At 70.0% G+C, this 12,917-nt stretch carries 13 protein-coding genes; 5 read left to right on the top strand and 8 right to left on the bottom strand.

Annotation, left to right across the window (positions count from 1 at the left end; genetic code table 11):
* Positions 1–42 precede the first annotated feature (42 nt).
* Positions 43–510: a Dps family protein gene (locus tag ACFY3D_RS01990; protein WP_389769118.1), complete on the top strand. Its 468-nt coding sequence runs from the start codon at positions 43–45 to the stop codon at positions 508–510.
* 292 nt (positions 511–802) lie between these two features.
* Here the strand turns inward: ACFY3D_RS01990 and ACFY3D_RS01985 are convergent, their stop codons facing one another.
* A complete protein-coding gene (locus ACFY3D_RS01985; protein WP_389973664.1) occupies positions 803–946 on the bottom strand; it encodes a hypothetical protein in 144 nt (47 codons plus the stop codon).
* Between ACFY3D_RS01985 and ACFY3D_RS01980 the strand changes: the two genes are divergently transcribed.
* Positions 939–1,235 carry a hypothetical protein gene (locus ACFY3D_RS01980; protein WP_389973661.1) on the top strand — a complete coding sequence of 99 codons (297 nt, stop codon included), beginning with the start codon at positions 939–941 and terminating at the stop codon, positions 1,233–1,235. The genes ACFY3D_RS01985 and ACFY3D_RS01980 overlap by 8 nt on opposite strands.
* Before the next feature lie 140 nt (positions 1,236–1,375).
* Here ACFY3D_RS01980 and ACFY3D_RS01975 read toward each other — a convergent pair whose 3' ends face one another.
* The 3 genes from ACFY3D_RS01975 to ACFY3D_RS01965 all read right to left on the bottom strand — a co-directional run bounded on the left by ACFY3D_RS01975 (position 1,376) and on the right by ACFY3D_RS01965 (position 3,113).
* On the bottom strand, positions 1,376–2,194 hold the full coding sequence (locus ACFY3D_RS01975) for an HPP family protein (protein ID WP_389973658.1): 819 nt from the start codon (positions 2,192–2,194) through the stop codon (positions 1,376–1,378).
* Between the two features lie 440 nt (positions 2,195–2,634).
* Positions 2,635–2,772 (bottom strand): hypothetical protein, encoded by a 138-nt coding sequence (locus ACFY3D_RS01970; RefSeq protein ID WP_389973655.1) that lies wholly within the window; start codon positions 2,770–2,772, stop codon positions 2,635–2,637.
* An 8-nt stretch (positions 2,773–2,780) separates the two neighbouring features.
* Complete coding sequence (locus ACFY3D_RS01965) at positions 2,781–3,113, bottom strand: hypothetical protein (RefSeq protein ID WP_389973652.1); 333 nt, start codon at positions 3,111–3,113, stop codon at positions 2,781–2,783.
* Positions 3,114–3,317: 204 nt separating this feature from the next.
* Between ACFY3D_RS01965 and ACFY3D_RS01960 the strand changes: the two genes are divergently transcribed.
* The 3 genes from ACFY3D_RS01960 to ACFY3D_RS01950 all read left to right on the top strand — a co-directional run bounded on the left by ACFY3D_RS01960 (position 3,318) and on the right by ACFY3D_RS01950 (position 5,012).
* Positions 3,318–4,214: a helix-turn-helix domain-containing protein gene (locus ACFY3D_RS01960; protein WP_389973649.1), complete on the top strand. Its 897-nt coding sequence runs from the start codon at positions 3,318–3,320 to the stop codon at positions 4,212–4,214.
* Positions 4,211–4,441, top strand: a complete 231-nt coding sequence (locus ACFY3D_RS01955; RefSeq protein ID WP_389973646.1) for a DUF397 domain-containing protein — start codon at positions 4,211–4,213, stop codon at positions 4,439–4,441. Before ACFY3D_RS01960 ends, ACFY3D_RS01955 begins: the two co-directional genes overlap by 4 nt.
* A 154-nt stretch (positions 4,442–4,595) precedes the next feature.
* Positions 4,596–5,012: a nuclear transport factor 2 family protein gene (locus ACFY3D_RS01950; protein ID WP_389973643.1), complete on the top strand. Its 417-nt coding sequence runs from the start codon at positions 4,596–4,598 to the stop codon at positions 5,010–5,012.
* Between the two features lie 116 nt (positions 5,013–5,128).
* On the opposite strand, the gene ACFY3D_RS01945 is transcribed toward ACFY3D_RS01950, so the two are convergent.
* From ACFY3D_RS01945 to ACFY3D_RS01930, 4 genes are all read right to left on the bottom strand, one after another.
* A complete protein-coding gene (locus ACFY3D_RS01945; RefSeq protein ID WP_389973640.1) occupies positions 5,129–7,096 on the bottom strand; it encodes a serine hydrolase in 1,968 nt (655 codons plus the stop codon).
* Positions 7,097–7,349: 253 nt separating this feature from the next.
* Positions 7,350–10,721, bottom strand: a complete 3,372-nt coding sequence (locus tag ACFY3D_RS01940; RefSeq protein WP_389973637.1) for a P-loop NTPase fold protein — start codon at positions 10,719–10,721, stop codon at positions 7,350–7,352.
* Between the two features lie 189 nt (positions 10,722–10,910).
* Positions 10,911–11,876 (bottom strand): ABC transporter ATP-binding protein, encoded by a 966-nt coding sequence (locus ACFY3D_RS01935; protein WP_389973634.1) that lies wholly within the window; start codon positions 11,874–11,876, stop codon positions 10,911–10,913.
* Entirely contained in the window at positions 11,857–12,915 is a 1,059-nt protein-coding gene (locus ACFY3D_RS01930) for an ABC transporter substrate-binding protein (protein ID WP_389973631.1), read from the bottom strand. The genes ACFY3D_RS01935 and ACFY3D_RS01930 overlap by 20 nt, the downstream gene beginning before the upstream one ends.
* Between the last annotated feature and the right edge of the window lie 2 nt (positions 12,916–12,917).

Genomic DNA, 12,917 nt, shown 5'->3' with positions numbered 1-12,917 from the left:
AGCAGCAAAGAGGACACTAGGTTCGAAACAGGGGGAAACTCTATGTCTGCGATCACCAGTCCACTCAACCCGGAAGACAAGAAGGTCGTCGGCAACGTGCTCCAGGGCGCGCTCGTCGACCTGCTCGACCTGTCGCTCCTGACCAAGCAGGCGCACTGGAACGTGATCGGCCACAACTTCCGGTCGCTGCACCTGCAGCTCGACAAGATCGTCTCGTCGGCGAGGAAGCACGCGGACACCGTCGCGGAGCGCGCGGTGGCCCTCGGGTGCAACCCCGACGGCCGGGCCTCCACGCTCGCGAAGACCAGCGAGGTGCCGCAACTGGAGACGGGCTACATCCACGACGGCAAGGTCGTGGCGGCGATGACGGACATCCTCGGGTCCATCGTTCGCCGGATGCGTGAGCGTATCGAGGCCACCGAGAAGCCCGACCTGGTCACCCAGGACATCCTCATCGAGATCACGCAGGATCTGGAGAAGCACCACTGGATGATCGAGGCCCAGCGCTAGATCGTCTCACCAAGGCGCCCCGGCCCGCCGGCCAGGGCGCCTTCGGTGTTCTCCGGAGTCCTTCTTTCGGCGGCGACGTCATCGGGACCTACACCAGGCCCTTCCGGCGGGCCCAGACCCGGACGCCGCCTCGGTGTCAGGGGCATGGCGCTCCTCGCCTGCGGGCGGTAGGACCGGCTTCCGGGGAGATTGGAACCGGATTCGGAGGTAGGCCCAAGCCGGGTGACGAGGCACACCGGAGAACGTGAAAGCCCGTGGTCCGCGTAGGGGGCTACGGGCGGGACGATGTCGATCAGATGCGGTTCACCGGATACGCGGCCTGCTTGGTCGGCTTGTTGTGGTTGAGCACCTCAAGCCGTACGGTGCCGTTTCCGCTGCTCTGCGTGGACTTGTTCCAGAAATCGCCGATCGTCTGGACGACGCCGGGCTTGAGCACCCGGCTCCTGACCGGCCCCGGCTGGCCGTCGGCCACCAGGCGGTACCTGACCTCGGTCTCCCGGTCCGTCGTGAACAGCCCGTACGGCTGGGACCTGGCCAGGACCACCGGTCAGGAGTACGAGCCGGACCCCGAGGCCGTCTCGCGGGCGCTGGACTTCACCGGCCGGATGGCGGAGACGGGCAGGCAGCGCGGCACCTTCGGACCGCCGGTGGCGGTGCCGGACGACGCTCCGCGGTTCGACCACCTGCTCGGCCTCATCGGCCGGGACCCGGCCTGGACACCGTGATCCGCTCCAGCCCTTCAAGACGGCTCCCGGCACGGTGCCCCGTACCGGGAGCCGATGCCGGTGGCCATGCCACTGCTGTCTGTCGCACACCGACGCAGTGAATGCGAGCCGGGCATGGCGAGCGGCGGAGCCGGTGGTCGTCACCACCAGTAGGTGGGGTAGCGCGGGGTCACCCCGCTGCGTCCGACGAGCATGCCGACGAGTACCAGGATGACGGTCGCGGCGACGAGTATCGGCAGGAACGGCACCAGGGGCTGCTGCTGGGCGACCACGAGCGTCGCGGTGGCGGCGGCGGGCGAGTGCGGCGTACGCGTCAGGGCCGTGACCCCGAGGGCCAGGCCGCCGGCGACGGCGGCGGCCCAGACGGAGGAGCCGGCGACGGCCAGTACGGCGAATCCGGTGAGCGCCGCCAGGAACTGGCCGCCGATCACGCTTCGCGGCTGCGACAGCGGCAGGGTTGGCGCGCCGAAGACCAGGGCGGCGCTGGCGACGAGCGGGGGCATCAGCCAGACCTGGTCCAGTACGGTGCCGAACGCGACCAGGGTGAGCAGGGCGATCGTGGCACCCGTGGTGAAGACGGCGATGGCCGCCGTCTTCGGCCGGGCGGGTGCGCGGCTCCTGAGGCCACGCCAGGCGTCCGTCGCGGTGGTCTCGTCGTTCCCGCTCGCCGGCGAGACGAATGCCGTCCCCTCGTCGTCCCCGCCGAAGGCGACCGGGGGCGCCACATAGGCGGTCCGCCAGGGTCGCGACGGCTCCACCCAGGTCTTCGGATCCGGTCTGGCCTCGATGGGCCCCTTCAGGTGCGTCCTGCCTCCCGGCGAGACCTCCTTCGTGTCCCCGACGGCCCGCGGATCGAGCCGCGCGGCCGCCAGGACCTCTTCCGGTCCGGATGCCTGCGGCGGGAACGGCGTCGTCCACCTGCGCATCCGGTTGGCCGGAAAGAAGTTGCGAACCCCCATGGAAAATCTCCTGCGATCTCGGTATCGGTCACCGAAAGTCGCAGAAGGTACTTGTGCCTTACTTGGAGGTCAGCGCAAGCGCCCGCTCACCGGGCAAACGTTGGCTGATACGGCACTACAGCGGCTGGGGGGTGGAGGTTGCGGGGGTGTTCTGCGGCGAAGGCTGTGACCAGGGCGTGGAGTTCAGCGGAGGGAGCTTGCTCGCCCGGTCGCGCCACCGGTGTCGCAGCACGCAGGGGGCGGCCGACCGCAGATCGCGCGAACGCCGCAGAGGTAGGCAAAGGGCCCCAACCCCCTACTGCGGATTCAACGTTCCTGTCACGATCATCGCTTCCACGGGTGGTGCAGGACGTATGACATGGCGGCTGGGAGGGAAGCGCACGTCTCGTCCCCCTGACGGCGATCTCCAGGCCGAAGCCGACGACGAACCGCTGTCCGGCTCACAGGAGATAGCGGGCCAGGTCGGCGATGAGGTGGGGGCGGGAGAGGAGATCGCGGAGGGCTTCCAGGTGGGTGGCCGCGTCGTGCAGGACGGCTCCCGGCACGGTGTCCCGTGCCGGGAGTCGATGCCTGTGCATACCGGGATCTATCGAGTGGATTCCTGCATGCCGCCGTCGCCGAACCAGACCAGGTCGGAATGGAGTCGGCGGGCGGCGCTGCGGGGGCTCGCCCACAGGCCGAAGCCGCGGCCGTTCGCGCCGACGGTCGTCGCCGTGCCGCCCGGCAGCGCCAGCCCGTAGGCCACCACCTCGGGGTGACTCTCCTCGCTCTCGGCGAAGTCCTGGACCAGGGCGAACATGCGGGGGAGATCGCCGGTCAGCGTGTACGCACGCTCCAGAGCCACCTCTCGCGGGTAGTGCTCGCCGAAGTCCGGGTTATGGCAGGCGGATGGCTGGTCGGAACCAGGGTGGTGCTCCATGCCGGTACTCCCTTCCGATGCTGAACCTGGGTGAAGATCTGCCGTACGACTCCGCTCCGCCCTGATTTCTCTACGTTTTCGAGCGAACACCGAGTGTGACGGCCGATGCTTCGGTAGCGTGGCATCGAATTCGAATTTGTGCAAGCTTACGTAACGAGCTTGCCGGATTTGTTCGGATTTACCCAGAAGTGGTAACAGGGCAGCGTGAACTCGAAGGAGGCAACGATGGGTGCGAGGCGAGGACCCACCCTGCGGGCGCAATGGCTCGGCAAACATCTGAAAGATTTCCGCGATTCGGCAAAAATAACGCTCAAGCAGGCAGGCGATTACCTGCAGCGTGACGCCGCGACCATCAGTCGACTGGAGTCCGGAATTATCCCGGCGAGGGCGTCTGACGTGCTGGCACTCCTCAACCTGTACGGCGTCGACGACCATAAGATTCGTGACGGACTAGAAGAGCTGAGCCGCGATATCTGGCGCAAAGGCTGGTGGGACGGTTATGCCGCAGCTCCCCTTGGTGTGATGTTTGATCATGCCTGGCTCGAAACTCGGGCGGAGAGAATCCGCTTCTACGGAGTGATGGTCATTCCCGGTCTCTTTCAGACTCGGGACTACGCGCAGGCGGTCATCGCAGCAGGTGGTATGGATGCTTCCAGCGAGCAGATCGAGCGCTGGGTGGACTTCCGGATGGACCGGCAACGTGTGTTCGATGCCGAACCCGCTCCGAACTTGGAGGTCATCCTTGATGAGGCTGTATTGCACCGCATGATCGGTGATTCGAAGGTGATGGGTGCCCAGTTGGAGCATCTGTCCGAGGTTATGAACAGGCCGAATGTGACCATTCGGATTCTGTCATTTACTGCTGGAGCGCACGCCAGCCTGGAGGGCTCTTTTTCGATCTTCGACATGCGGGAGCCGTATTCCGACATCGCCTGCGTGGAAACCCGGAGCGGCGCTGTTTATAGCGAAGCAGAGGGCGCCGAGAACTTCACACGAGCGTACAATTCCATCCGTAGCATTGCTCTCAACCCGGATGAGTCCGCGACTCTCATTCGGACTGCGATCGGTCGTGTCGGACGAGCGAGAGGGAGAAGCACATGATGATCGACCCCAAAGAACTGGCGGGTGTCGCCTGGCACATCAGCACCAGAAGCCCTGATGCGGGTGGTCAGTGTGTTGAGGCCGGTCCGCTGGGTGATGGTAGTGGGCGGGTCGCTGTGCGGCACAGTCGTCGTCCCGAGGCTGAGGTGATCGTCTACACCCGGGCTGAGTGGGAGGCGTTCGTCGGCGGCGTCAAGGACGGCGAATTCGACTTTTCCGTCCGCTGACCGCACCGGCTCACGATGAGGCGCGACCTCGGGTGATGGTGTGGCCGTTCGGGGGCGGTCGAGTGCGGCGCGCTTTCCGGTCTCGGTCTTCGCGAGCCTCGCCCTACCTCGGCGGTAATCGACGGGCGGCATCCGAAATCGGGATGCTTGCGACATGAGTGGTGAAACCCGTGACGTCGTGGAAGAACTGCTGGGTCGGATGGTCAAGGGCGATCATGATCGTACGGCGGAGTTGTTCGCCGAGCCGGTCGACTGGCAGCTGAACTGGCCCGCCGAGGGGCATCCGGCGGTGCCGTGGATTCGCCCCAGGTCAGGCCGGGCCGAGGTGGCGGACCATTTCCGGTCGCTGGAGGCCCATCACGTGCCCGAGCTGAACGGCACGTCGGTGACGCGGATCCTGGTCGACGGGGCGGACGCCGTCGTGTTCGGGGAGATCGTGCAGACGGTGCGGGGCAACGGGGCCGCGTACACCTCGCCGTTCGCACTGCACCTCACCGTCGAGGACGGGCTCATCACCCGCTATCACATTTACGAGGACAGCCTCACGGTCGCGCGGGCCCTCAGCGCCTGAAGGTGCGAGCGTGCCCGAGATGTGATCGTGAAGGGGGGCCATCTCGTGTACGCCGGGGACTCTCGGCAGCCCAGGCCCGGAGAGGGCCTGGGTTTCTTCGTTGACGGGGGCCGTCCTCAGAACAGGTCGCGGGAGGGCCAGGCGGTGAACTGCTGGAACACCTCCCACATCATCGTGTCGAGGTCGATGCCGTTGCCGTTGGCGAGCGCCGCCCAGCAGAACTCGTTGCTCGTCCGGGCGAGGATGCTCTCGGTGCCGTAGGGGATCAGCCGGCCGTCGTGCCACCAGTTGCCGAGGGTGTTGACGTTCCAGCCGCAGGCGTACGTCGGTTTGGCCGAGGAGGGCGCGGTCATCGTCGCGATCGTGTCCGGCCTGAGCAGATCGGGGACGGTCGGAAAGCCGTCGGCCCGCAGGGCGAAGCGGACGATGTCGACGGGTGACGCGAGCCAGCCGCCGTGGGAGTCCATCCGTCGCGCCGGGATGCCGTAGGGGTCGCCGGCGCCGTAGTAGACCACCTCGTCGGGGCGTCGTTCGGCCCGGGTGTTCCCCGCGAGGTGCATGTTGGTGATTCCGCTGGGCGTGAGCACGATCCGGCGTACGGCGTCGGCGTAGGGTTCCCCGGTGACCTGTTCGATGACCCGGCCCAGCAGGCAGTAGCCGAAGTTGGAGTACAGGTAGGTGGTGCCGGGCGTGTGCAGGAGGGGCCGGTTGTCGAGCACCCAGCCGATCAGCTGGTCGTGGTTCATCGCCGGGTTGCCGAACATGGGGTCGTTGACGTCGTTGGTCCAGCCGCCCGCGGTGTGCTGGAGCAGGTGCCTGACCGTGATCGCCTGAAGTTCCGCAGCGTAGGGCCTGCCGCCGTACCGGGTGCCGAGGATGCCGCCCGCGCCGAAGACGCGCTGGTCGAGCGTGAGCCGACCGGCTTCGACGAGCCGCATGACCGTGACCGCGGTGATCGGCTTGGAGACGCTGGCGATGCGCATCAGGTGCCGTTCGGTGAGCTGCTCGCCGGTCTCCCGGTTGGCCAGCCCGTACCCTCGGGCGAAGACGAGCGCGCCGCGCCGGGCGATCGCGAGTGACACGCCGGCGACTCCGGAGGCCCTCATGTGGCGGTCGACGACCGCGTGGACGGCGGCGAAGTTGCCGTCCACGATCTTGTCGCTCAGCCAGACCCCCGCGAACCGCTCCGAACCGGAACCGTAGCCGCTGACCCGGGCGGGCCGGTAGCCGTCTCGCCGGTGCTCCTCGAAGACCCCCTGGTAGTCCGCCCCCGCCACGCCGTGACGGGCCGACCAGGCAGGGCCCGCACCCCGCACCCAGATCGCCGCGTACAGGTCGGTGCCACCGACGGTGTAACCGCTGACGTGGAAGGGGCGGTATCCCTTCTTCGTCAGCTCGTCGAAATCGGCCTGGTACTGCGCCCCTGTCAGGTTGTGGCGGGCCTCCCAGTCGGGTCCCCGGGCTCCCCAGACCTTCTCCCAGATCGCCGCGAAGTGTGCCTTTCCTTCGAGGCCGTACCCATCTACGTGGATCAGCCGGTATCCCTCCTTGAGCAGCCGGTCGAACTCGGCCTGGTACCGCTCCGAGGACATGTCGTGCTGGGTGACCAGGTGTGGCCCGCCGGTGAGCTCCCAGATCGCCGCGAAGTACACCTTCCCGGCGACCTCGTATCCGGCCACGTGGAGCAGGCGATAGCCCTCCTTCTCCAGCCGCTGGTATTCGGCCCGATACTCCGGCTCGGTCAGGCCGTGGCGGGCGAACTGCGGCGGCCCCGGCGCGTTCTCCCAGATGGCCGCGTATCCCGCCCGGTCACCCATCTGGTAGCCGTCCACCTGGATCAGGCGGTACCCCTCCTTGGCCAGGCGGTCGAACTCGGCCTGGTACTCCTCCGAGTTCAGGCCGTGGCGGGCCACCCACGGGAACGTCCCCGCCGACATCGCCGTCCCGGTACGGAGCCTTTCCACGCTTTCCGCGACGCGGGCCGCCGAGGCGACCCCCGATCGTTCGAGGCCGAGGAACGCGGCCAGCCCGAGCCCTGCCAGGAGCGCGCCGCGACGGCTGAACGGCACCGATGAATCCCGCACGTCGAACTCCTGTCCTGGGCTGTCGCGCCCGGCCGGATAGCCGGATGCTCTGAATGTTCGATGATCCGAATCATCGGAATCCGCGAGACGCGAGCCGTACCGGCGATCGTTTCCCACGGCCTTCGAGCGCGCGCCGTCGCCGACGAGCCGGGCGGAGCCGCCGTCTCAAGTGTGCGAACCCGCGCCGTCCGGCATATGAGTACACCCCTACTCATTTCCGTCTCCATTGGTCGGAGCCGGAAGGACGCGTGCATCAGAGGAGATAGCGGGCGAGGTCGGCGATGGGGTGGGGGCGGGAGAGCAGGTCGCGCAGGGTGTCCAGGTGGGCGCCGCCGGAGGTGTGGTGGGCGACGAGGCCGGTGTCGCGGACGGCCCGCTCCCAGCCCGCGTCGTCGTTCGCGGCGTCCTCAAGCCGTCGCAGCACGCTCTCCCCGTCCGTCTCCATCGCCAGCAGTGTGAGCAGGTGCGGCCACTGGACGGCGAGCGCCGCGAGCTTGGCGACCTCGCCGTCCGAGGCGGGGGCCGCCCCGGCGAGGGCGCGGCGGTAGGTGAGGAACGAGTAGAAGCGGAAGACGTTCACGTACCGCTTGATCTCGCGCGGGTTGAAGAACGTCAGGGCCGGGAGCACGAACTCGATCGCCCGGTAGGCGTTCTCGTCGCTGTAGAGGTCGTCGAAGACCCGGTCTGCGGCCTCGCGGGTCGCCGCGCAGAGACCGCCGACGGCGTCGGAGCACTGGATGCCCAGGGCGTCCTGCGCGAGGCGCGCCGCCTCGTCGAGGGTCGTCGTGGTCGGGCGCAGCGCCCAGATGGCGTCCTGCAACCGGCTCACCTGGACCGGATCGGGCGGTTCCGCCGCCTGTGACCCGGGTTCCGGTGTCTCCGCCGGCGTTCGCGGTCCGAGTCGTCGCGGTTCCGACACCCGCGGTCCCGACACGGCCGCTCCCGGTGGCGCGGTGGTGCCGGGAAAGCCCGGTGTGACCGCGCCGAGCGGGGAGGGCCGTGCGGGAGGCAGGGGACCGCGCGAACGCGGTCCGGCCGGATCCGGTGGCGGGTCGAGCCGTTCCAGGGCGGCTGGGGGACCCGCCGGACGCGGTCCGGCCGGATTCGGTGTCCATGTGGTCTCCGGGACCTGGGGTCGCGCGGCCTCCATGCTCGTGGAAACACCGCTCATGGAAACGTCTCCCGGGGAGATGCCGAGCGTGGAGACACTGCCCGCGGGGACGCTCGCGTCTACGCCGGTCGCGGGCCGCGCCAGGTCGGGCACGCCCAGCAGGGCGCGTACGAAGGCGGGCAGCCGGTCGGCGTCGTCCAGCAGCGGCACGCTCAGCGGGAGCTGCACGATCTTCTCCAGGAACCGCCAGCCGAGGCCGGACCGCCCGGCGCCCGGCAGCGTACCGGCCAGTTCCGGGTAGGCCGCCTCGACGTGCGCGGCGACCACCTCGGGCTCCATCGCCAGCACGAACACGCAGTTGGGGAACTCGCCGGCGAGGAACAGGTTGATCGCCTCGATGACCTGCGCCACCGTGGCGGACGAGCAGCGGTCCAGGTCGTCCACGAACACCACCAGCGGGCGCTCCCCGGTGGCGACCAGGTCGAGGACCTGGCGCATGTCGGTCTGCACCAGGTGCAGGAAGCCGGTCCTCGACCGGTACCCGGGGGTGGCCGCAGCCTCGTTGACGAGCCCTTCGGCCGCTCCGGGGCCGAGCAGGTCGGGCTGCGTGACCAGGCCGCGGAACGCGTTGTCCGCCGACTCCCCGAAGAACCGCGCCAGCCGCAGCGCGCCCGCCCCGACCACCACCGCGGATCCGGCGGAGCCGACGGCCGCCGCGGTGTTCCCCAGGAAGGTGCCGAGCGCGGGCAGCAGCGTGGCGGCGGCGAGGAGCGCCCCGGTGAGGACGACGGTGGCGACCAGGCCGAGGGCCACCGGGGCCAGGCGGGTGAGCGCGAGGTGGTAGGCGCGGCTGCGGACCGCCTCCCGGTCGATCCTGGACAGGTTCAGCTCCAGCCAGAACCGCTCCCGCTCGGCGCGGGGCAGCCGCCGGGTGACCTGGCTGATGATCTCGTGGGCCAGCCCGGCCCAGACCTGCTCGCCGTTCTGGTACATCCACGGGTTGAACCAGACCGTGGGCCGCCAGTCCGCGGGCCGTAGCGGGAGCGGGCCCGGCTCGGCCCGCCCGGCGTTCTCCCGGGGGCGCCGTCCGGTCCTGGCCAGCACCTCGGCGTTGGTCAGTGCCCGTTCCGCGCGGGAGCCGGGCAGGTGGATCGGGGCGGCGGCGTCCCCGGCGGCCCCGGGGTCCAGAAGGTCCTGGATCATCCGCATCAGGGAGGTCTTGCCCGCCCCCCACGGTCCCTTGACGCCGATCGTGAGCGGGGGCCTGGTCTCCGGGTGGCGGACGAACGCGGCGATCGCCTCGGCGTAGACACGGTGTCCGAGCTGGTCCTCGGTGGTCCACCGGTCGGCGGTGAGCCTCGCCCTGGGCCGTACCGTCCGCAGCCCGGCCCTGCGACGGCGCAGCAGTGCCGAGGTCTGCGCCCGCTCGGCCGCCGACAGCCGCGAGTGGCCGAAGGCCCGGACGTCGGGGTGGACGAACGTGGTCGTCTCGCCCAGCAGGCCCCACTGCCGCAGCTCGGCGGCGTCGCCGAGGATCTCGTCGATCGGCTCGTCCTCGTCGAGGAGGGCGGCCCTGCGCAGCAGCTCCCTGGCGGGTTCGCTCAGGTGCAGCTCGTAGACCCGCCGTACGATCTCGACTCCGCAGGCGGGCGGGGCGTGGTCACCGAGCCGCGCCAGGACGTGGGCGAAGGCGGCATGCGGTACGGCGGCGGTGTCCCTCGCCGGGGTGAGGGCAACCCCCGTGACGGCCCCGTACGAGATCAGGATGGGGGTGCGGGCGGCGGAGGCCGCGGCGTAGCGGGCGAGCGCGTAGGCGTGCAGGTCCCCGACGCTGATCGTCCCGTCCCCGTCGAGATCGGCGGCCCGCGTCAGCAGGCCCTCCGCGATGACGTCGGTCAGCGTGCGCGCCGGTCCCGGCGCCGTCTCGTCGAACCTCAGCGTGAGGGTGAGCGCGGCCGCGGCGACCCTCGGCTCCCCGGCCACGGCGAGCTGCCTGACCGGTTCCGCGGAGCCGCTCAGCGCGCTCCAGCCGAAGTCGACGATCATCAGTACGGCGGCGGCGAGCGACTCGCCGACCTGCCGCCCGAACGCGCCGATCATCGATCCGAGTTGTCCGGAGGTCCAGCCGCCGTCGGCGGGCAGCCGGATCACCAGCAGGTCGCCCTCCCGCGCCGAGCGCAGCAGGTTCCACACGCGTTCGCCGTCCGGGCCCGCCCCCTCGCTGAGCTCGGCCTCGACGGTGAACCCCTCGGCGCGCAGGGCGCTCGCCAGCCGCGCGTCCGGCCGCGTTTCCTGGAGGGGTCCCGGCAGGGCGGTGCGCGATCCGGCGACGGGGGTGCCCGTGCCCACGCCCGAGTCCGGCGAGAGTGAGGGCGGGGACGGAACCGGGGACAGGGGTGCGGACGGTGGCGAGGGCGAGGCGGGAGAAGAGTCGAGGAAGACGAGAGCTCGGCGGGTGCCCACATGGGGCGTGGTCTCGAAGACTGGATTCGCGAACGCGAGTCCCTCGCTCAACGGTCCTCCCGATCTGACGGCGGTCATCCCACTGTGGACGCGTCGGGCGGGGCAGATGGCGATCTTGGCGATAGGTCGACCTGTTTTGACGGATGTTTGCTCCGCGGTTTCCGCAAAGTTTGCGGCGGGAGGGAGCCTCGCCGTCGTCGGGGGCGGCCGAGACCCCCTTCGACGGCGTCACCTACGAAGTCACCGGCTGCTTCCGCCGCTGAGCGACGCGGCCTGCCTGACGACCTCCGTCAGCTCCTCGCGCAACCCCGCGAAGAGCGGGTCGGTGCGAGGGTGGTCACCGTACGGCAGGTTCGAGGCGCGGTCGAGGACCACCCGGCCCGGCCTGCCGCTCAGCGCGAGCACGCGGGTGCCGAGGTAGACGGCCTCGTCCACGCTGTGGGTGATGAAGACCACCGTCGTGCCCGCCCGCCGCCACAGCTCGCGGACCTCCTCCTGCATGCGTTCCCTGGTGAAGGCGTCCAGGGCGGCGAACGGCTCGTCCATCAGTAGCAGCGCGGGTCCCGGCGCGAGCGCGCGGGCGATCGCCGCGCGCTGCTGCATGCCCCCCGACAGCTCGTACGGTCTGGCCCTGGCGACGTCGGTGAGCCCGGTCAGCTCCAGCAACTCGGCCACCCGCTCGCGCCGCGCGACCCTGGGCAGGCCGCGCAGCCCGAAACCGACGTTCCCCTCGACCGAGAGCCAGGGGAAGAGCCGATGCTGTTGGAACACGTACCCCCTGGCCGGGTCGGGGCCCACGACCGGTTCGCCGGAGGCCGTGATCGTTCCCGCCGACGGCGCGGTGAAGCCCGCCACCAGCCGCAGCAGCGTGCTCTTACCGCACCCCGAGGGACCGACGACCGTGACGAACTCCCCGGCGGCGATCTCCAGGTCGATCGGCCCGAGGGCGTCGACCGTCCCCGCGCGCCCCCGGTAGGAGTGCGACACCCCGGCGAGCGCGAGCGCCGTGGTGGAGGTTCCGGCGTCTTCGGATCCGGCGCTCCCGCCGGAAGCCGTGCCGAGGTCCGTACGGGCGGATCCGGTGTTCCGTCCGGCTGTGTCGGGATCGGTGTGAGCCGGGCCGGGAGTCGCGGCCGTGCCGGGGGCCGTGCGGGCACGGCCGGAGTCCGTGCCCGCGCGAGTGGTCTCAGCTTCCGGCGAAGGCATCGGCGAGCTCCTGCGTGGCCAGGCCCTTCTGGAAGACGCTCAGCTCGGGCACGGCGTCCACCTTCTGCTGGCCCTTGAGGAACTCGGCCGAGCTGCGCAGGTTCTCGGCGAACTTCCCCGGGGCCGAGGGAGTGCCGAGATACTCGGCCGAGCGCTGTTCCGTCGCGTCGAGGAGCACGAGCTGGCCGAGCTGGCGCGCGGCCTCCGCCGGGTCGAGGTTGAGCTGGCGGCCGATGGCCGCGGCGGCGGCGTCCTTGTCGCTCCTGGCCAGTTTGACCGCGCGGTCCTGCTGCTGGAGCCAGACGTGCAGCGCCTTCGGGTACTTCTTCGCGAAGTCGTCGCTCACCACCGCGAGGTCGGCGGTGAGCTTGCCCCGCTGGGCCAGCTCACGGCTGGTGACCAGCGTCGTGCCGCCGTTCTTCTGCAGCTCGGCCAGGGTGGGCGTCCAGACGTAGGCGGCGTCGACGTCGCCGCGCTGCCAGGCGGCCTGGATGTCCGGCGGCTCCATGTCGAGGATCTTCACGTCGGCCTCCGACAGCCCGGCCTCGTCGAGCGCGGCGAGCAGGCTGTAGTGGGTGGTCGAGGCGAAGGGGGCGGCGACCCGCTTGCCCGCGAGCCCCTTGACGTCGGTCACGCCGCCCCTGGCGACGAGCGCCTCGTTGTCGCCGATCACGTCGAAGATCCACGGCACCCGGTACGGGATGTTGAGGGGCGCCGACAGGCCGCGGGTGACCGGGCTGCTGCCCGCCAGCCCGATGTCGAGCGATCCGGCGATCATCGCGGTGTTCACGTCGCCGCCCGAGTCGAACTTACTCCAGGTGATCTTGGTGTTCGGCAGCGCCTTCTCCAGCCACTGCTGGTCCTTGACGATCAGGTCACCGTTGGGGATGAGCTGGTAGCCGATGCGCAGGGTCGCGGGGGAGCCGTCGGCGGCGGGCTTCGCCTCCTCCGTGCCGGACCCGCAGGCGGTCAGGGCGAGTACGGCGGCGGTCAGGGCGAGCGCGGCCCGCTTCACGGGGGTCATTGCCAGGTGTTTCATGG

Origin of the sequence: Streptosporangium sp. NPDC000509 (genome assembly GCF_042898365.1) — a bacterium.
Taxonomy (GTDB): domain Bacteria; phylum Actinomycetota; class Actinomycetes; order Streptosporangiales; family Streptosporangiaceae; genus Streptosporangium.
This window is presented reverse-complemented; position numbering and strand designations above follow the sequence as displayed.

Excerpts from the sequence above, each read along its gene's own strand:
- ACFY3D_RS01965 (WP_389973652.1), bottom strand. The coding sequence starts at position 3,113 with ATGGAGCACCACCCTGGTTCCGACCAGCCATCCGCCTGCCATAACCCG.
- ACFY3D_RS01975 (WP_389973658.1), bottom strand. The coding sequence starts at position 2,194 with ATGGGGGTTCGCAACTTCTTTCCGGCCAACCGGATGCGCAGGTGGACG.
- ACFY3D_RS01930 (WP_389973631.1), bottom strand. The coding sequence starts at position 12,915 with ATGAAACACCTGGCAATGACCCCCGTGAAGCGGGCCGCGCTCGCCCTG.
- ACFY3D_RS01955 (WP_389973646.1), top strand. The coding sequence starts at position 4,211 with ATGATGATCGACCCCAAAGAACTGGCGGGTGTCGCCTGGCACATCAGC.
- ACFY3D_RS01935 (WP_389973634.1), bottom strand. The coding sequence starts at position 11,876 with ATGCCTTCGCCGGAAGCTGAGACCACTCGCGCGGGCACGGACTCCGGC.
- ACFY3D_RS01950 (WP_389973643.1), top strand. The coding sequence starts at position 4,596 with ATGAGTGGTGAAACCCGTGACGTCGTGGAAGAACTGCTGGGTCGGATG.
- ACFY3D_RS01990 (WP_389769118.1), top strand. The coding sequence starts at position 43 with ATGTCTGCGATCACCAGTCCACTCAACCCGGAAGACAAGAAGGTCGTC.
- ACFY3D_RS01970 (WP_389973655.1), bottom strand. The coding sequence starts at position 2,772 with ATGCACAGGCATCGACTCCCGGCACGGGACACCGTGCCGGGAGCCGTC.